19 protein-coding genes are annotated in these 18,786 nt (G+C 58.7%); 11 read left to right on the top strand and 8 right to left on the bottom strand.

The window, feature by feature from the left end:
• The 8 genes from KP703_RS08255 to trpS form a co-directional block, all read left to right on the top strand.
• Window positions 1–275, top strand: a 275-nt coding sequence (locus KP703_RS08255) for a transketolase C-terminal domain-containing protein (protein WP_306789691.1), incomplete at its 5' end; no start/stop codon positions are given.
• A gap of 4 nt (window positions 276–279) precedes the next feature.
• The gene (locus KP703_RS08250; protein ID WP_215754462.1) at window positions 280–1,029 is read left to right on the top strand and encodes a TlyA family RNA methyltransferase; all 750 of its coding nucleotides are present in this window, start codon (window positions 280–282) and stop codon (window positions 1,027–1,029) included.
• Window positions 1,030–1,208: 179 nt separating this feature from the next.
• Window positions 1,209–1,832 carry a hypothetical protein gene (locus KP703_RS08245; protein WP_215754461.1) on the top strand — a complete coding sequence of 208 codons (624 nt, stop codon included), beginning with the start codon at window positions 1,209–1,211 and terminating at the stop codon, window positions 1,830–1,832.
• Between the two features lie 181 nt (window positions 1,833–2,013).
• The gene (gene rlmN, locus KP703_RS08240; RefSeq protein WP_061505831.1) at window positions 2,014–3,228 is read left to right on the top strand and encodes a 23S rRNA (adenine(2503)-C(2))-methyltransferase RlmN; all 1,215 of its coding nucleotides are present in this window, start codon (window positions 2,014–2,016) and stop codon (window positions 3,226–3,228) included.
• Between the two features lie 114 nt (window positions 3,229–3,342).
• Window positions 3,343–4,584, top strand: coding sequence for an argininosuccinate synthase (locus KP703_RS08235; protein WP_043550972.1), 1,242 nt, complete (start codon window positions 3,343–3,345; stop codon window positions 4,582–4,584).
• A 43-nt stretch (window positions 4,585–4,627) separates the two neighbouring features.
• Window positions 4,628–5,119 carry an FKBP-type peptidyl-prolyl cis-trans isomerase gene (locus KP703_RS08230; protein WP_062142105.1) on the top strand — a complete coding sequence of 164 codons (492 nt, stop codon included), beginning with the start codon at window positions 4,628–4,630 and terminating at the stop codon, window positions 5,117–5,119.
• Window positions 5,120–5,179: 60 nt separating this feature from the next.
• Window positions 5,180–5,650, top strand: coding sequence for a cytochrome c (locus KP703_RS08225; RefSeq protein ID WP_062249023.1), 471 nt, complete (start codon window positions 5,180–5,182; stop codon window positions 5,648–5,650).
• Between the two features lie 35 nt (window positions 5,651–5,685).
• On the top strand, window positions 5,686–6,681 hold the full coding sequence (trpS, locus tag KP703_RS08220; RefSeq protein WP_215754460.1) for a tryptophan--tRNA ligase: 996 nt from the start codon (window positions 5,686–5,688) through the stop codon (window positions 6,679–6,681).
• A gap of 69 nt (window positions 6,682–6,750) precedes the next feature.
• On the opposite strand, the gene KP703_RS08215 is transcribed toward trpS, so the two are convergent.
• The 5 genes from KP703_RS08215 to KP703_RS08195 form a co-directional block, all read right to left on the bottom strand.
• Window positions 6,751–7,515 carry a YoaK family protein gene (locus tag KP703_RS08215; protein WP_062142108.1) on the bottom strand — a complete coding sequence of 255 codons (765 nt, stop codon included), beginning with the start codon at window positions 7,513–7,515 and terminating at the stop codon, window positions 6,751–6,753.
• A 65-nt stretch (window positions 7,516–7,580) separates the two neighbouring features.
• Window positions 7,581–8,048 carry an MliC family protein gene (locus tag KP703_RS08210; RefSeq protein ID WP_373687458.1) on the bottom strand — a complete coding sequence of 156 codons (468 nt, stop codon included), beginning with the start codon at window positions 8,046–8,048 and terminating at the stop codon, window positions 7,581–7,583.
• 153 nt (window positions 8,049–8,201) lie between these two features.
• Entirely contained in the window at window positions 8,202–10,136 is a 1,935-nt protein-coding gene (locus tag KP703_RS08205) for an FUSC family protein (protein WP_252353936.1), read from the bottom strand.
• 90 nt (window positions 10,137–10,226) lie between these two features.
• Window positions 10,227–11,129 carry a LysR family transcriptional regulator gene (locus KP703_RS08200; RefSeq protein ID WP_062142111.1) on the bottom strand — a complete coding sequence of 301 codons (903 nt, stop codon included), beginning with the start codon at window positions 11,127–11,129 and terminating at the stop codon, window positions 10,227–10,229.
• Between the two features lie 33 nt (window positions 11,130–11,162).
• The gene (locus KP703_RS08195; protein ID WP_215754459.1) at window positions 11,163–12,077 is read right to left on the bottom strand and encodes a DUF4232 domain-containing protein; all 915 of its coding nucleotides are present in this window, start codon (window positions 12,075–12,077) and stop codon (window positions 11,163–11,165) included.
• Window positions 12,078–12,254: 177 nt separating this feature from the next.
• On the opposite strand from KP703_RS08195, the gene KP703_RS08190 reads away from it, so the two are divergent.
• The 3 genes from KP703_RS08190 (at window position 12,255) to KP703_RS08180 (ending at window position 14,249) form a co-directional block, all read left to right on the top strand.
• Window positions 12,255–12,896, top strand: a complete 642-nt coding sequence (locus KP703_RS08190; protein ID WP_252353935.1) for a PadR family transcriptional regulator — start codon at window positions 12,255–12,257, stop codon at window positions 12,894–12,896.
• A 130-nt stretch (window positions 12,897–13,026) separates the two neighbouring features.
• A complete protein-coding gene (locus KP703_RS08185) occupies window positions 13,027–13,308 on the top strand; it encodes a SelT/SelW/SelH family protein (protein ID WP_215754458.1) in 282 nt (93 codons plus the stop codon).
• Between the two features lie 50 nt (window positions 13,309–13,358).
• Window positions 13,359–14,249 carry a delta(1)-pyrroline-2-carboxylate reductase family protein gene (locus KP703_RS08180; protein ID WP_215754457.1) on the top strand — a complete coding sequence of 297 codons (891 nt, stop codon included), beginning with the start codon at window positions 13,359–13,361 and terminating at the stop codon, window positions 14,247–14,249.
• Window positions 14,250–14,273: 24 nt separating this feature from the next.
• Here the strand turns inward: KP703_RS08180 and KP703_RS08175 are convergent, their stop codons facing one another.
• The 3 genes from KP703_RS08175 to KP703_RS08165 form a co-directional block, all read right to left on the bottom strand.
• Complete coding sequence (locus KP703_RS08175) at window positions 14,274–15,116, bottom strand: DNA/RNA non-specific endonuclease (RefSeq protein ID WP_252353934.1); 843 nt, start codon at window positions 15,114–15,116, stop codon at window positions 14,274–14,276.
• 46 nt (window positions 15,117–15,162) lie between these two features.
• The gene (locus KP703_RS08170; protein ID WP_215754456.1) at window positions 15,163–16,044 is read right to left on the bottom strand and encodes a 3'-5' exonuclease; all 882 of its coding nucleotides are present in this window, start codon (window positions 16,042–16,044) and stop codon (window positions 15,163–15,165) included.
• An 87-nt stretch (window positions 16,045–16,131) separates the two neighbouring features.
• Window positions 16,132–18,657, bottom strand: a complete 2,526-nt coding sequence (locus KP703_RS08165; RefSeq protein ID WP_252353933.1) for a TonB-dependent receptor — start codon at window positions 18,655–18,657, stop codon at window positions 16,132–16,134.
• Between the last annotated feature and the right edge of the window lie 129 nt (window positions 18,658–18,786).

Here is an 18,786-nt window from a genome sequence, read left to right as displayed (position 1 = left end):
ATACCGCACTGGTAGAAAATCTGGCCCGCAACCATGCCGTGCTGATCACGCTGGAAGAAGGCGCGATTGGCGGGTTTGGCGCGCAGGTGGGCCAGCATCTGGCCAATACCGGCCTGCTGGACCATGTCCGCTTCCGCCCCATGACCCTGCCCGATATCTTCATCGACCATAATACGCAGGACGCCCAGTACGAGCAGGCCGGTCTCACCGCCCCCCACATCGTCAAAACCGCTCTCAGCGCGCTGGGTGTGGCGCTGACGGAGCAGACGGCCTGATCTGATGGCGCGCCGTCGTGTTGACCAGATGCTTGTTGACCGGGGGCTGGTTGAAAGCAGGACAAAAGCTCAGGCCCTGATTATGGCCGGGCTAGTGTTCACCGGAGAAAAACGCGTTGCCAAGGCAGGTGATCAGCTTGCCGAGGACGCGCCTCTGGACGTGCGTGGCCAGCAGCATCCGTGGGTTTCCCGCGGCGGCTGCAAGCTGGCTCACGCCCTCACCCATTTTGATCTTTCCCCGCAGGACCGCGTGTGTCTGGATGTCGGCGCCTCTACAGGCGGCTTTACCGATGTGCTGCTCACCAACGGGGCACGGCATGTCTATGCTGTGGATGTTGGGCACGGGCAGCTGGCATGGAAGTTACGGTCTGACGCCCGCGTGACCGTGATGGAAAAGTGCAATGCCCGGCATCTGGACAGCACGCAGATCCCGGAAGCCCCGTCTGTCATTGTCTGCGATGCCAGCTTTATCGGCCTTCGGACAGTGCTGCCTGCTGCCCTGTCTCTGGCAACAGATGATGCCTGGGCCGTCGCTCTCATCAAACCGCAGTTTGAAGCAGGCCGTGACCAGATCGGGGCCAAAGGCGTTGTGCGTGACCCAGCGGTGCATGAAAGCGTGTGCCAGATGATCCATGACTGGTGGAGCGCTCTGCCCGGCTGGTCTGTGCTGGGGATCGAAGCGAGCCCCATTACGGGGCCGGAAGGCAACCGGGAATTCCTGATTGCCGCCAAACGGGTTCCGCTCGTCGGTTAAAACAGTCCGGCAAGACTGCTTCCCCAAGCAGTCTTGCTGCCCGTTCTTGTAAAAACACTTCCTTAAAAGATTTTTTATTACTGCCTGCTCGGCAAATACGTGGCGAAAGATCACTTTTTCTGCCACATTCTCCAAGTAATAAAATCTTCTCACAGCATAGTTAAGGAAGTCTGTCGCTTATGCGCAAAATCATCATGGTGCTTGGCGTTGCAACCGGCCTGCTCGGCATCACTGGTGGTGCCCAAGCTGCCCCTCGCCCGTATAATGCTGCCGCCAATGCCCCTGCTCCGCAGGACAGCGTGACGGAAGCGGGCAACTCTCTGCTCCGTGGCTACGAGCAGGACGGACTCACGCTCCAGGATGATCTGAAAAATCAGACACTGGTGATTTCAACAGATCCGGCGACACTGCATGCCCGCGCGCTCCCATCCGATGGAAATAACCGGTATCGCATCGCCATGCGGGATGTGCTTTCTGCCGCGGCCTCTTACGCCTATCTGTATTTTGGCCTGCATCAGGATGCGGACCACCTTTCTGTAGTGGCCAACATCCAGTCTGACGGCCTCCAGCAGGCCAGCATGGCAGGCAGCACAGCGGAGGCGGAACAGCCAGCAATGACGTTTGATATTCCGCGCCCTTCCTTCCCGATCTCTCCGGACACGACGCCGGATGCGTATTCCGCGCAGACAATCAGCGCGATTCTGGGCGGGATTGATCCGGCCAAAACCAATATCGCGGCATGGCTGCGCTCGGGTTTGCAGGCTTCCCCACAACCATCGGTCGCCCCCACGCACACACCGTAAGGAAACCTTCTGGTCCTGAACGCTGAACGCGCGAGCTGTTTGGCCGCAGGACCAGTTCCTAAACAGCTGATCCAACGGCTTTGCGCAGAAAGATCAGGATAATTTATCAAGGGTCCGGTGCTTGCCGGGCCCTTCTCTGTTATAAGGGCTCCTTTCCTCCCTTCCAGTAGTGGCGCCGTTCATGTCTTCAGGTAATTCTGCTCATCCCACACCATCGCACGATGCAGAGGCCGCAGCCTCGCTCAATGCGGATGAACGGGCCCGTATTCTGGCAAAAGCCGCCCTGTTCAGCCCGCCCCCGGCCACTCTGCCGGATGGGCGACGCGATCTGGTGGGGCTGACGCGTGAGGAAATTACCGACATTCTGGTCGAAATCGGGGAAAAGCCGTTTCGGACCAAACAGCTCTGGCACTGGATCTACCATCAGGGCGTGACCGATTTCACGCAGATGAGCAGCATTGCCAAACCGCTCCAGCAAAAGCTGGCGGAACGGTTTGTTGTTGGTCGCCCGGAAGCCGCAACAGTCCAGACGTCCTCAGACGAAACCCGCAAATTCCTTTTCCGGTTCCGTGACGGGCAGGAAGCTGAAACTGTCTATATTCCGGACCGCCGGGAAGACCGGGGCGCTGTGTGCATTTCCTCGCAGGTTGGCTGTACGCTGTCCTGCACCTTCTGCCATACCGGCACCCAGAAACTGGTGCGCAACCTTGGCGCTGCGGAAATTGTCGGCCAGTTCATGGCGGCGCGGGATTCCTATAACGAATGGCCCAGCCCCAAGGGTGACACGCCCCGCCTGCTCTCCACCATCGTACTGATGGGCATGGGCGAGCCGCTCTATAATTACGAAAACATCGCCAAGGCCATGCGGATTATCATGGATGGGGAAGGCATTGGTCTCTCCCGCCGCCGCATTACGCTTTCGACCTCTGGCGTTGTGCCGCTGATGGACCGCTGCGGGGATGAACTAGGCATCAACCTCGCTGTCTCCCTGCATGCTGTGCGGAATGACCTGCGGGACGAGATTGTGCCGCTCAACCGCAAATACCCCATTGAAGAGGTTCTGGCCGCCTGCCGCCGCTACCCGGCAGCCAGCAATGCCCGCCGCATCACGTTTGAATACATTATGCTGCGCGGCGTGAATGACAGTGAGGCCGACGCGCGGGAACTGGTCCGGCTGATTTCCGGCATTCCCGCCAAGGTCAACCTGATCCCCTTCAACCCCTGGCCGGGCAGCGCCTACCGCCCCTCCACGCGGGAACAGCAGAACAAATTTGCGGATATCGTCATGGCCGCAGGCTTTGCCTCTCCCATCCGCACACCGCGCGGGCGCGATATTCTGGCCGCCTGCGGGCAGCTGAAAACCGAAAGTGAGCGCATCCGCGCTTCTCAAAGCTGATTTTTCTGCATCAGACCACGCTCAGCGGGGGTTGGGCTCTGGCTCCCTTCCCCCGCTGGTGCTAGGACACTCATCGGACTTTATTCATTTTATCAGATTCAGGAGACCTGCCTCATGGCCGCTACTGCCGCCAGAAAAGATGTCAAAAAGGTTGTGCTGGCCTATTCCGGCGGCCTTGATACGTCCGTCATCCTGCGCTGGCTGCAGAAGACTTACGGGTGTGAGGTTGTCACCTTTACGGCTGACCTTGGTCAGGGTGAGGAACTGGAACCGGCCCGCAAGAAAGCTGAAATGTTCGGCGTGAAGGAAATCTTCGTCGAAGATCTGCGCGAGACCTTCGTCAAAGACTTCGTGTTCCCCATGTTCCGGGCCAACACGCTGTATGAAGGCCAGTATCTGCTGGGCACGTCCATTGCCCGCCCGCTGATCGCTCAGCGCCAGATCGAGATTGCCCGCGCCGTTGGTGCCGACGCTGTTGCCCACGGCGCAACCGGCAAAGGGAACGATCAGGTTCGCTTCGAGCTGGCCTATTACGCCCTGCAGCCCGACATCACGGTTATCGCACCCTGGCGTGAGTGGGATCTGACCTCCCGCACCCGCCTGCTGTCCTTTGCTGAAGAAAACCAGATCCCCATTGCCAAGGACAAACGCGGCGAAGCGCCGTTCTCCGTCGATGCCAACCTTCTGCACTCCTCTTCTGAAGGCAAGCTGCTGGAAGATCCGGCCATTGGCCCGGAAGAAATCGTTTTCCAGCGCACCATTTCTCCGGAAGCAGCCCCGGATGTGGCGACTGAAATCACCATTGATTTCGTCAGCGGTGACCCGGTTGCCATCAATGGCGAAGCCATGTCTCCGGCCACCCTGCTCACCCGCCTGAACGAACTGGGCAAAGCCAACGGCATTGGCCGTCTGGATCTGGTGGAAAACCGCTTTGTGGGGATGAAATCCCGCGGCATTTACGAAACACCGGGCGGCACCATCCTGCTGACGGCGCATCGCAGCATTGAGTCCATTACGCTGGACCGTGAAGCCATGCACCTGAAAGACAGCCTGATGCCGCGCTACGCTGCCATCCTGTATAACGGGCTGTGGTTCTCCCCGGAACGCCGTATGCTGCAGGCGCTGATTGATGCGTCTCAGCATTCCGTTTCAGGCCGCGTGCGTCTTAAACTCTATAAGGGTAATGTCATCTGCGTTGGTCGCGAAAGCCCCAATAGCCTGTATGATACCCGTGTCGTGACGTTTGAGGATGATGAAGGTGCATATAATCAGGCTGACGCACAGGGCTTCATCAAACTGAACGCGCTGCGTCTGAGACTGGGAGCACAGATTGGCCGCAATGGCGGCGCTCTCTGAGCTTTTGGACATCTGCCATTCTTTCTAGATTGCCGAGAGGACCATGACCCGTCGTTTCAACATCATCCCCTATCTGCTTGCGGCCAGCATGGCCGTTTCTCTTACGGCCTGTGGCTCCCACAAGCAGGAAGAACCCGAGCTGACCCCCATGCAGCAGCTGGACAAGCTGCGCAGCCAGCCTGGTGTGACGGTGCTGAAGGACGGGCTGGCCTATAAGGTTCTGCAGTCTGGCAAGAAAGACGCCGACCAGCCACGTCCGGGTGACGTCATGATGCTGATCTATGAAGGCCGTCTGCCTGATGGATCCATTTTTGACAGCTCAGAACAGCATGGTGACGGCGCTTATATGCAGATGCCGCTGGAAGGCCTTGTGAAAGGCTGGATGGAAGCCCTGCCGATGATGCGCGTAGGCGATACATGGATGCTCTATGTGCCGCCTGAGCTGGGTTATGGCCACAAAGCCATGGGCGTTATCCCGTCCGACAGCCCGCTTATCTTCCGTATCCAGCTGCTGGGTGTGACGCACACGCGCTAACCCCGGCATGTTGCCAAAGCTGGCTCCGCCCATGTGGAGCCAGCAGGTCTTTTTAGTCTCATGACGTTTTTCAAACGGCTTCGCCCCGCTCTTCTTGCCGCAAGCGGGGCTGCTCTTTTCCTGACAGCCTGCACCCCTAAAAGCGGGGCTGGCCTGTATGGAACAAATTGCGGCATCTGCCACCATGGTGGCGACGGAATGCCCGGCGCGGTCCCCCCGCTTGTCGGACGGATTGACCGCATTGCCAGCACACCGGAAGGCCGGAAATATCTGGCTGATGTGCTGATGAATGGCGTCAGCGGTCCCATCAAAGCCAACGGGCAGCCTTACGAGGCCGAAATGCCGCCCTTCCGCTACCTGCAGGATGAACAGGTGGCACAGATTCTGACGTGGCTGTCTTCCCGCGGGCAGACCAGCCCCACACCGCAAATTACCACAGCAGACATTGCAGCCGCTCGCACCACCCGCAAATCGGCTGGCATGGTCGCGCTGGAGCGGGAAGAGCTGGACCATAAAGCCCCCCTTCCCTGACCCTTCCTTTTCCTGACGCAGGCACTGGTATCCTTATGCAACGTATTTTTTCCGGCATTCAGCCCTCCGGTATTCCGCAGCTTGGTAATTATCTGGGTGCAATCCGCAACTGGGTCAGCCTGCAGGCCGACCATGAGTGCGTTTTCTGCCTTGTGGACATGCATGCCATCACAGTGTGGCAGGACCCGGAAAAACTGCGCAACCAGACGCTGACACAGGCCGCCATTCTGCTGGCCGCCGGGATTGATACGGACAAACACATCCTGTTCAACCAGTCCGCCGTGTCCGCCCATGCACGGCTGGCCTGGATTTTTAACTGCGTGACCCGTCTTGGCTGGCTGAACCGCATGACGCAGTTCAAGGACAAGGCCGGCAAGGACCGGGAAAACCATTCCGCTGGTCTCTATGTTTACCCCAGCCTGATGGCCGCCGATATTCTGGCCTACAAAGCCACCCGCGTGCCGGTTGGGGAAGATCAGAAGCAGCATCTGGAACTGACGAATGACATCGCCCAGAAATTCAACCATGACTACGGCGTTGAATTCTTCCCGGAAGTCGAAGCCCTGATCCCGCCCGCAGCCGCGCGTGTGATGAGCCTGCGCGACGGCACCAAGAAGATGTCCAAGTCGGACCCATCTGCCCAGAGCCGTATTGAGCTGACGGATGATGCCGATACGATTGCTCTGAAGCTCCGTCGCGCCAAAACGGATGCCGACGTGCTGCCCGCAGAACCTGCCGGACTGGCAGACCGCCCGGAAGCCAAAAATCTGGTGACCATTTACGCGGCTCTGGCTGACCTGAGCGTGGAAGAGGTTCTGGCGCGCCATCAGGGCGAAGGCTTTGGCCCCTTCAAAAAGGCGCTGACCGACGTTGTGGTCAACGCCATTGCCCCCATTGCGCAGGAAACCACGCGCCTGATGCAGGATGAAACCCATCTGGCCAACGTGCTGCGCTCCGGCGCTCAGCGCGCACAGGCGATTGCAGAACCGATTGTTTCTGAAGCTGAAAAAATTGTCGGCTTTCTGAAGTAAACCGCTCCCGCGGCATCTGTCAGCAAGAAGGCAGCTCCTAAAAACTGCCTTCTTGCTGCATGCTTTTTCTCAGAGAGACGGCGGGGGCGTTGTATTCCGCTCTGTCTGACCAGACGATACTGGAAACGCGTTCGCCAGAATACCTGGCAGCGCCAGCGCGATGACGACACAGGCCACGCCCATCAGAAAAAAGCGCGGCCATGTGGTGTAGCCGAAGGCTCCTACCGCCCCGCCTGCGATAAAACAGGCAATAATTTTGCTATGCAGCCGCAGGCGTAGCACCGTTTTTGCATGGTGTTCCGGATCAACAGGATGCCGGAAGGCATCGACCCAGTCTGCCAGCTCGATACCCAGATCAGTAATCATCCCGGTCACATGCGTTGTGCGCACGACTGAGCCGGAAATCCGGGTGACTGTGGCGTTTTGCAACCCCATCAGAAAGCTCAGCCCCAGCGGTGGCAAAATATGGTGCCCGGATGGAGGAAGCCAGAAAAACTGCGCCAGATTGATCGTGGCGAGAAGCAAACCTTCCAGCAGAATACTATAGGCATAAATCGCCTTCTGCCCGCGCCTGCGACCACCATTGACCAGAAACGTGCACATCATCGCGCCGAGAAAAAAGCTGGCAATCAGGGCAACGCAGGTCAACACCTCCTCGGCCTGCCCTTTTTGCAGACCGATGGCAAAGGCTGTGACATTGCCGGTCATGTTCGCGCAATAGGACCCAACACTCAGAAACCCGGCAACGTTCACTGCCCCGGCCACAAGAGCCAAAGAACAGCCGAGTTGTCGGTCATGCAGAAAGCTGCGGCTTCCTTTTTCAAGAAAAAGCATTGGTCAGCTCAAGACCACAGGAGCCAGCGCACGTATGCCTGCCTCTTTTTCCCGGCTCGCATCACTCAACGCCCTTTGCGCGAAGCTGCTTTATGCGTTTCCTGACAGGTTAAAGGATGCGTGTCGTCGGCCCCCACTTCCGAGAAAAAAGCCGTGTCGCCCTTGCTCCACCATTCAAACCGATTGGCCGTATAGCGGGCGCCAGAGGCGGAAATGACATTAGAGAAAACCTGTGTTTCTCCTTCCACCTGCAACACAGCCAGACTGACCGCCCCGGCATTGAGATAGGTGACGGAGACGAGCGGTTTTGCGAGTTTATCCAGCAGTTCCTGAGAACCGGAACAGCGATACGTTGTGCTGATTTTCTGCACCTGGCTTGCAGGTGTGAGCGGAATATTCAACGTGCTTGCCGCAGCGGATTTGGCTGCCAAACAGGTGTTTGCGCCTGCGCCATCCAGCACACCAAAGGCAGCAGCCAATCCGGCCAGTACTTTTAATGTCAGGCCTTTCTTGCCAGCATTTCTGACGTTCACGAGGGCTCTCCAATCTTACCAGCGGGATACTCTGGCTGGAAAACTACACCCGGTTTGCCGTTTTACAAAAATTCCCTGATCCAAAACCACTCATGCAGCGGGAAAAACTCTGCAGCTCTTCAAAAAGAAAGACCTCACAGAAGCCGGTTCTCTTCAGGACAGCACATCCTCGGGCCGTTCAGCTGCCAGAATACGCAGGCTAATCGCCGCTTTCTGCAGGGTTTCCTGCACCTCAAACGGCTTACCGTGCATCTGCCGCAACAGCCATCCTTCCGTCATCCCGGCCCATGCCGTGGCGTCTGTACCCGTCTGCACCCATTTACGCAAAAAGACCTGAATGCCGCGCCGGGCGCTGAGCGGCAGAACCGGGTCCTTCGCCACATCCCGCAGGAAGACAATGTGCATCCCCATGGTCATGGCGCGAAACTGCGTCTGCATATAGGCCAGCCGGACAGGCTGCGGCACGCCCTGCGCATTCCGCAAAATCCGCACAAGGCTGGAGGCACTTTCTGCAAGCCATTGATGCACTGTCACCCGGCTGCCCGGTGCCCCCAGAGCCTTCAGTCTGCGCTCCACCCAACGGGCCGTGCGCCGCATGTGAGAGTCCACCCGGAATGGCAGGACGAGGCGATACGTCCAGCCAACAAAGGTCACGGCGACCAGAAAGGCCATGGCGTTGTTGAAAAAGGCCTCTTCTGAAAAACGGCTCTGGTTCCCCGGCCCGATCAGAACGGGCAAAAACATATTAAAAGAAAAGGCATACCCCGCAGTAGCCGGCTTCCGCGCGGCCAGACCGCCAATTGTCATGACGATCATCAGCATAACAATCAGCACCTCGGGGGCTGTGACCGCAGGCATGATCCAGAATGCATAAATGGCGGCAGCAAACGCACACCAGAGGGCCCCTTTCAAAAAAGGGGTGGAGGCCACAATGGGATTTTCCCGCGTCGCCAGCAGACCATAAACCAACGCCACAAAAGAGATGAAGCCAGCCCCCGCAGGCCAGCCCGTCACCTCCCACACCAGCCAGCCAGCCAGAATGCCCGCGCAGGAGCGGATACCGTTTTCAACCGCTTCCAGCGCATGGCGACGGGAGGTCATTTTAAAACGGAAGCGATCTCCGCGTTTCGGGTGCGCGCAGGCCTCAATATGCTGCCGGGCAATATCATAATCCGCGTAAAGGGAGGCCGGGAGCGGGACATCTGCCTGCGCTCCCCCATTTTGCGGCTCCAGTAACAACGCCATACCCCGCGCACGGGCCAACACCATAATCATGGCCGCGAGCGCCGCATGGGCGTGGTCTGCTGCGTGGGTGCGTGGCCCCATTTCCAGCGCATCAAACTCAATGCGGGCGTTAGCCGCCATCAGATCTGTCAGAACCTGCCCTTGCGTCTGGGCATCGGCTCGCCCGCTGACCAGATCAGAGACCACATGGCGCACCGTCTGAAAAGCGCCGTTCAGCCGGTCAAGCAGGCGTTTGCGGGCCTGCGTCTGCAAGGTGGGCATAAAAAGGACAGCCAGAAGGGCTTCACACACCACACCCAGAATAATGTAGGTGCCGCGCGCAATGGCGATATCAAAAACCTCATCAGGCTGCGCAATGGCTCCTGTAGCGACAATGGCTGAGGTAAAGCCTGTAAGCACCAGACCATACGCCCGATAGCTTTCCAGAAAGGTCGCTCCGCCACAACACAGGCCAATCCACACCGCAAGGCAGCAGAAAAACAGAGCGGAGGCCTGCGGGAAAGCGGCAATCAGCGCCACCCCAATACAGCAGCCCAGCACCGTGCCGGCGATACGCCAGCGCGCCTTGGACAGACTTTCCCCGCGCGAGGATTGCGCCACCACCCAGACTGTCAGCGGAGCCCACTGGGGGCTGTCCAGTTCCATGCCCATGGCAATCAGTAAGGACAGGACAGCTGCCAGGGAGGACCGGACGGCAAAGATCACGTCCATGGCCGAGGGCTCAAGCAGCCAGCTCAGCTTGCTACGCCAGGACGTGCGTGGGCCACCGAAGAAGAGCCTGCCCAGCAAGCCCCCATCAGGCCCGACCATGCTCTGACCTGTCATGATAGTATCCCGGCGCATGGCACCCCCTCCTGCACGAAGCGGGACAATGCGAAAAACCGAGGGCCTTCGTCCAAATGTTTGTAATGATCAGGTGATAAAGCCTGCTTATCAGACTGAATAAATGTCTGCCACGTTCAGGGTCTGCGCCACATCCCACAGGCGCGTCAGCAACATGCTTGTGTTGGGTTGGGTGAGCCGCACAAGCCCGACGTCAGGCGATGCACATCCGTTAATGCGCCGGAGCTGAAGGCCGGAAAGCCCGACCCGCTCAGGCAACGCCGCCACCGGCAGGATACTGGCCAGACGGCCGCCGAGCAGTTCCGCATGCAACAGTTCCAGCGCATCAGTTTCCAGCATCACGGTTGGGGTCACATCCGCGTCCCTGAACCCGGCATCCACCAGTTGCCGGCTGCGCATATTGCGGCTGAGCAGACACAACGGCAACGAGGCAATCTCCGCCCAGGAGCAGTGCTTACCGGCAGGAAGCTGGACCGAAGCCGCCGCAGCCAGCACATGCTGTTCCGCATACAAAGGCCGCGCCTCAAACACGCCATCACCCGGCAACTGGTCCAGATACATAATGCCCAGTTGTAAATGATGCTCCCGGAGCATCCTGGTAATGTCTGCGCTGGAATAAACCTTCACTTCCACATGCAGAGCCGGAACAGCTGCGCGAAAACATTCCAGCAGCAGCGGGACAACCTGGATGGCGGGCGGCATAACGCCAATGGAGAGCGAGCCTCCGGCAATATCCTGTGCAAAAGCAGCTTCCTGCTTCAGCCCGTCCAGTGCGGCCAGTGTCTGACGTGCCCAGACCAGCACGCGCTTGCCCTCTTCCGTCAGGCCGTAAAAACGGCGGTTCCGCTGGATGATGGTAATCCCAAGCTCGTTTTCAAGCTGGCGAATACCCGCAGACAAAGCAGGCTGAGAGACGCCACAGCTTTCCGCTGCACGGGAGAAATGACGGCACCGGTCCAGCGCAATCAGATAAGTCAGTTGCCGCAGAAACACCGCATACCTCGCACAATCGGCTCTTTAAAATGCTTACTGCGCATCCGTATGCGCCTGTAGGGCACTCTGGTCAAAAACCTGATGCGCCCCGGCAGGCGCGCAGAGATGGCCTTTAAAAGCGGCCCGTTGCTCCCCTTGCCCGACCTTCAACACAAGCCATGCGGGCTGCACACAATTATGGCTGTCATCAAACACCTCACCGGAAACCCAGTGTAGCGTGGCCTCACGCACAACCCCGGGTTCTATGAGGACAGGTTCAACATGCTGCGTGGTTTTAGCCCCATGGGAACCGGGCTGACGTGCCCGAACGACTGAGCGCCTGAAAACAGACAGCTTAGCCCCACTTTTATCTTCAAACTGTACAAGCGGGACCGGCGGCAGGGTGCAGGCTTCCTCCCCTGTATTACGCACGGTGAGCACGGTGCCGGACTGGGACATACCATCAAACGCGCCGTTCCGGTCATCCAGCGTCACGTTCAGATGCGCGGCCTGACAGGCTTCCGGTGCGTGCCCGACAGTAGAGGACGCTGACGCGCCAGCCGCACCAACGCCCGCAAGAGGCGTTACCTCAAAGCTCTTCACGCTGCCGGTGGCGGGGTCCAGATGGCAGGACCACTGAAAAGGCGTCCAGCTTATGCCGTCTGCCGCCTGCCGGAACTGCCCCCGCCCCTGCAACAAAGAGGAACTGACCAGCACCTGACTACCGGGCTGATCATCCTGCAAAAAAAACCGATCATCTGCTCCCAGACGCGTCAGCGGTGCGCGTGCAGCGCTCTGACAGAGGAAGGTCGTCATCTTCCAGACCAGACTCTGGTTCTGCACCGCAGCACGGTCCTGCGGATTCTGAATAGCCGCAATCTGACGATTTATGCTGTCCATCTCGGCTTTAGACGGCTGGCTCTCACGGCCCTCCGCCGCAAAAACAGGCGTACTGAACAGAAGCGCCATAAGGCTAACGCCTGCGGCTCCGACCTTGTAAAAGCTTGATATGCTGCACATTTTTAGATGATGCGGGAGAGTTGGGAGCAGATCAAGCCATCATCCCCGCAGAGGCCTGATGCATTTCTCATAATAAATCGAAAAATAAGTCTTGAAATCTATCTTAAGATATTTATATCGTAAGACATGATGAAAACACAGAAACACGATCGTCCCTCCCGCCATCCTCACCACGCCGCCGGACCGCGCGGCGAACGCCACGGCGGAGGCCGGGGCTTTGGCCGCGGTTTTGGAGGGGGCTTCGGACGAGGCCCCGGCAGAGGAGACTTCCCCAAAGGCCGCAAACTCAGCTCGGAGGAACTCCAGCTGATTCTGCTCGCCCTGCTCGCTGAACAGCCTGCACATGGTTACGAACTGATCCGCCTGCTGGAAGAAAAATCCGGCGGCTTCTATGCCCCCAGCCCCGGCATGGTCTACCCGGCTCTCACCTATCTGGAAGAAATCGGCCACACCTCCGTCACCCAGCAGGGCAACCGCAAGCTGTATAGCCTGACGGACGAAGGCCGGGCTTTTCTGGAAGAAAACCGCGAGCAGGCAGACCGTATTCTGGAAACCCTCGCCCGCATTGGCAGCCGTATGAGCGAAGTGCGGGAAGCCTTTGCCGGGGTCAACGCTGTTGATCCGGAAGCCGCTGATGCCCTGCATCAGGCGCGCCACGCGCTCAAACAGGCCATGATGCGCAAACGCGGCTGCTCTCCGGACGCTCTTAAGCGCATTACGCAGATCCTCACCACGGCGGCTGAGGAAATCTCAAAAATCCCGGAGTGAAATCCCGGCTTCTTTCCTGACAGGTCTGGCCGCAGCGTATGCTGCGGCCAGTATGGCCTCTGGCACTGATTTTCTGCTCATGGCATGAAGAGTATTGTGTCAGACGCCTTACCCCTGAAAAGAGATCCGCATGACGCACAGTAAACCGCGCATCACCATCCACTACTGCACGCAATGCAACTGGCTTTTGCGCGCGGCGTGGATGGCGCAGGAATTGCTTTCCACGTTTGGAGAAACACTGGGCGGCGTGACACTGGTGCCGGATAGCGGTGGCCGGTTTGAAATCCATGTGGACGATCATCTGGTCTGGGAGCGCAAGCGAGATGGCGGCTTCCCCGGCCCGAAAGAGCTGAAACAGAGAGTGCGGGATATCATTTCCCCTCAGCAGGACCTCGGCCATATCGACCGCTAGCGGCGGTTTAAAACGCGCTTTCCCTGCCCTTTTCTGGCATAATCCCCCGCATGAAACACTATTCCGCCGCCCAGACCCGTGACGCCCTCCCCTTTCCGGCTCTGGTAGACGCTCTGGCCCTGACGGCTCAGGCCTATGCAGAGGGCTCCATTGTGTGCCCCGAACGCAGCGTCGTCCCCGCCCCCGGCGGCTCCACGCTCCTGATGACCATGCCTTCGGTCAGTCAGGATCTTCTTGTCACCAAGCTACTGACAATCTGCCCGGACAATGCCGGCACCGACCGCCCCACCATTCAGGGACAGGTTACCTGCGCCAGCGCCCATACCGGCGAATTGCTTTTTTCACTGGACGGTCCAACCGTGACCATGCGCCGCACCTCAGCCATCAGCCTGCTGGGCGTTCGGCTTCTGGCGCGTGGGCCCGTGCGACGCGTGCTGATAATTGGCACCGGCACGCAGGCCCGCGCCCATTGTGAAGCCTTTGCCGCCCTGTATCCTGACGCCACGCTTGTGGTACGCGCCCGCACGCCGGAACGCGCGACCACCTTCTGCCAGCAACAGGCCGACCTGCCTTTACATATCCGCCCCGAACACCCTGACGAAGAGCGCTTTGATGTCGTCCTGACCGTCACCAGCAGCCGGGAGGTTTTGTATGACGGGCCACCTGATCCAGACTGTCTGGTGGTTGGTGTCGGGGCCTTCCAGCCCGACATGATTGAAGTTGGCCCGCAAATTGTGCGGAACAGCACCCTCTATGTGGATGACCCGGTTGGCGCCCCGAGCGAGGCAGGAGACCTCATTCAGGCAGGCGTCAACTGGGCAGATGTGCGCGCACTGGCCTCCGCCCTGCACATCCCGTCGCCAGAGGACCGCCCTATCTTTTTCAAATCCGTCGGCTGTGCCGCGTGGGATCTGGCGGCTTGCAGAGTGCTGGCGCCTTAAACGGCCCCCGGCTCTCCGCCAGCGTTACGGCACCAAAGATTTCACCAGAGCACGCAGGGCTTTCTGCGCGGCTTTCTTACCCCATTCTTTCAGCAACTTGCGGGTCCGGTCCTGTTTGGCCAGCGCATAGGGGCTTTCCCGAATAGGCGGCATGCCTGAAACGTGATCCTTCATGGATGCAGGGAGTGCCGGAAACGGATCAATATTCACCAGCCGGATCAGCATCGCGACACTGGTAATCCGGCAGGACGGTCGCGCGGTATTCAGGCAGACATACGCGCCCGTGCCATTCCCTGCCGGGTCATACACCGCTTTCCATGTCACGGTCGGGACGGGAATGTGATGGGAGCCGATAGTTCTGAACTGGTCCGGATCATAACCAGGTCCGGTCACCACAAAAATCTCCCCTTCCTCCCGCGCCCAGCCGCGCACGGCACTTTCCACCCCTTCCCACGGGCCACGATTAAGCTCCGGCGTTTGCGGCACAATGTTGGAGAGCAAAAAGCTTTGCTTCTGGGCCGCCGCCCCGGCCTCATCCCCACTTGGCGTCATGTGCCCACGGTCATAATGGGAGCGGGTGTAATCCGCCGTCAGCGCCTGCATGGTGGACGGCAAACGCGTGTCCGGCTGAAAATTGTCATGCCGCTGCATCTTGTCGGCAATTTCCAGATTTTCTTCCGTCAGATCTTCCGCAGACCAGAGCGGCCCGCGCGTCTGTTCCGAGGCCAACACGGCATACTGGTCATTACACAGCATGACCGTGCCGCTGCGTGCCGTCTCGAACAGGACGGCTGGCGGGACACCTTTGGCAAACAGATCCGGGCAACTTGCAGCATTGGCAACGGGAGCCACTGCTACGGAAGACAAGCACAGCAGTCCCGCTGCACCAAAAAAAACTTTCAGCACGTTTGTCCTAAACCCGGCTTGTAAAGCGGTCTGTGGCTTTAATCTCGCTGACAGTCAATTCAACATCCCGCCGGTAAATCTCGTCCCGCAAAAAGGTCTCTTCCTCGTCCCGTTTTTCAGGAGGCAGGTCGATAAACCATGCCTTGGGCCGCCCGTCCATGCCGTCATTCCAGCGATAGCCACGGGCCTTGAGCGCATCCTTGCTTTCAAAAGGTGCCTGCGTCGCCCAGATCCTTACCCAGACCGAGCGGGCGCGGTCCAACAGATAGGAGAGCGCACTCCGCCCCTCCGGGAAGTCGCAATAGCCCAGCAGCGCAAGGCTCGCCAGACAGTCATCCGTGGCGCGATGGCCTTCAAAAAAGAACCCGGCCTGCGTGGCCAGATAGCCCAGCTTGCGGCCCTCAAACCCGGCCTCGTCCCACGGCACATCCGACATGGAACAAGCCCACGGTTTTTCCGCAAAGGCAGGGCAAAAAGCTTCAATAAACGGACGGTCAAATGCGGCGTTATGCGCAATCACCAGAGAAGCATCGGCAGCAAAATCGGCCACCTCCTCCGGCGCAATGCTATGCCCGGCCAGCATGTCCTGCGTCAGCCCGGTCAACTCCGTGATACGCGGCGGCACGGGCACGGAGGGTTCACGCAGGCGGCTGAAGGCCGGCAAGACGCCAATCAGCCCGCCATCCAGCGTATAGGCAAAGGGCACCATGCCAATTTCGATAATTTCGTCAAAGGTTGCATCCAGCCCTGTGGTCTCAAGGTCCAGAAACAGACCTTTGCGCACTCTGCGCCCCTGCGGCATGGCCTCCAGCCAATGCGGCCGCAGGCGGCGCAACACACGATAATCGCCTGAGCGCTCCAGCGTTCGGGCAAGATTTTCCAAAGACATGTCAGCTCCTGAACCTGCGCGCAACTTATGCAGCGTTGCGCGCAGAGGCCAGAAGATTTTTTCCCCTCCCCCTCAGAACTTCAGGGCTCAGAACGAGGTGGAGACCGTCCCGATCATGGAAAAGGACGGCAGCGGCGCATAAGTGGGGGAAGAGTCCGCCGCAATCTTATGCCCATAGACCCCAACCGTGGGTTTGGCGTTGTTGGAGAAGGAATACACACTTCCCAGCTTGTTCTGCCCCGTCACGTTGGAGAAATTCAGGCGGAACGTGGGAGACTGCGCAATCCACACCTTGGGGAAATGGTAGCCCAGCGCGATCGTATTGGTGAAGTAATACGGCATCGCCTGATCGTTCATGAAGGTGGAATACTGCTTGGCCGTAAAATGCAGGCTGGCGTTCAGGAAGAACGGGCCTTCATTATAGGTCAGCCCCACGCTCGCCATGTATTTTGGCGTCATGACAGGCGTTTTACCCTTGGTCCGCAGGTAATCCACCACACCGCTGCTCGAAGTTGTCGGCAGGTTGTTGTCCATGGTCGCGTGCAGATATTCAAACGACACATACGGGCGGAAACGGTGCAGCAACGGCCGGGTAGACAGCATAACATCCACACCCCGAATGGTCTCACCACCCGCGTTCATGGTCTGGCTCACCTGCACATCGTTACTATAGGTGTTCAGTGACAGCAGACGGTTGGACACATTGAAGTTAAAGGCGCTGATATCCGCCACCAGCAGATTGCCGGAATAGCGATAGCCGATTTCTTCCTTGATGGAATATTGCGGCTTTGCCCCGGCCCCGGAGGTCGTCATTTTGCCGGTTGTGGTGCTGTACCGCGTGATCAGCCCCACCGGAGACGGTGCACGGAAATCCCCCTCCGCGTTGATGTAAACCTGATTGCGCTTATCAATGTCATAGGACCACGCAACACGCGGCGTCGGCGAGACGAACGTCTGAGACGTCTTGCCTGCCCCACCCGGCAGATAATCCTGCCCGCGCAGGGTCATGGCCGTCACCTTGATGCCAGCCCGCAGGCTCATCTTGTGGTTCAGGAAATACTGCGTGTCTTCCAGAAAGCCGGAATTCAGGCTGTAGGACCCAAGATAGTTGGTGGAATAATAAATATTGCCCGCCGTGGTGCGCAGATAAGCCGATTTATCCGTATCGGAAGGCCGCGCGCCGTTGGTCTGGTTCATGCGCATCATGGGCGTCAGCAAAGAATAGCTGTTCTCTTCATGCCAGTAACCAACCTGCCCTGAATTGTCCTTCAGGTTCCAGTGCAGGGCCGCCACAACGCCCCCCTGCTGGTTGAGGGATTGCGCAGCACTGGCCGCGTTATAATACGTGCCCTTCTTGACCTTACCGTCCCCATCCAGATCAATCTGCTCAAGCGTGGTCCCGGCATAGGTGTAGCCTTCACGCATGCGCGTCGCACTATCCAGCGTAATGGCGGCCCGCTGGTAATATGGCACCACACTCACACTGAAAACGTGGTTCAACGCCAGTTTGATCGGCAAAGAGGCGTAGAACTGGTCCTTGTTCGTGCCACGCTCCGCGTAATAGGTGCTGGGTGAGGTCTGGCTATACGTCGCCAAATAGCTCAGCGGCAGGGAAACAGGCCGGTCATGTTTGTCGTTAAGGAAGTTCGCCATCGTCGGATAGCGGTTCAGGTAGGACTCATAGTGGTTGTAACCGACGAACAGATCGACCGAACTGTTCTGCCCGAATGTTTTCTGGGCGCGGAAATCCATATGCTTCCGGTCACTATTGCCCGACCCGCGCCAGGCATCCGCACGGGTGTGCGAGAACGAGGCATAGCTCTTGATGCCCGAATTCCCCAACAGGCCCGTATCCAGCCGGATAAACTCCTTGGACGTATTGAAGGAGCCGTAACTGCCGGAAATCGTACCCCCGAATTTGTCAGATGGCTTGCGGGTTGTAATGGAGAGCGAGCCTGCGGCGGCAGACGTCAGCGGATCTTCCACCGAAATGGAACCCGGCGTCATGGATTCAACCGAGATATTCTGGGAATCAATATAGTTCTGAATAAAGCTGGCCCCGGAGGTGGAGGAGCCATTGGCAATCGGCATGCCGTTCAGCAGGAAGCCGATATCCACGTCATTCAGGCCGCGGCTGGTGATGGAGCTGCCATCAATACCACTGGGGTCTGAGGAAGACACATTCACACTCGGCAGATTGGCAATCAGATCCAGCGGCGCGCTGGTCGGGCTTTGCATGCCGATATAGGTGCTGGTGACGGACTGCGTGGCGCGCGCATCATGCTCCACGCGCATCATCCCGCCGCCGGGCGCATTGCGCCTGCTGCCACGAATATCGAGGCTTTCAGACTCACTGGACTCACGGTCTGCAGACCGGGCCGGGCGCGCCTGTTTCCGCGCGGGACCGGCCTTGCCTTTCCCGGCATTTGCTGGGGCTGCGGCACCGTTGGACCGGCCTGTTGTAGACGGGCTGGAGACCGTCTGCGCAGAGGCAGACTCACCCAGCACAAAAGCGCCAAGAACAGTTGCCGCCATCAGGTGCCGCTTGCGGCGCATGGAACGCAGCAGAGCATTGGAGGGACCGGCAACAGTGCAAATCTTCTGACGAGACATGAGGCGGAGTTTCCTGAAAGAGCATGACGCCTGACAATCGTTACGAATCTTCTCCAAAAGATAAATCGCTTAATCGTGGCGACATTATAAATCTGAGCTTGATAATGACAGTTTTGAGGCACCCTCGCC

This window comes from Acetobacter sp. P5B1 (assembly GCF_018811985.1).
Lineage (GTDB): Bacteria > Pseudomonadota > Alphaproteobacteria > Acetobacterales > Acetobacteraceae > Acetobacter > Acetobacter cerevisiae.
The sequence above is the reverse complement of the archived record's forward strand: the minus strand, read 5'-3'. Positions and strand labels throughout refer to the sequence as shown.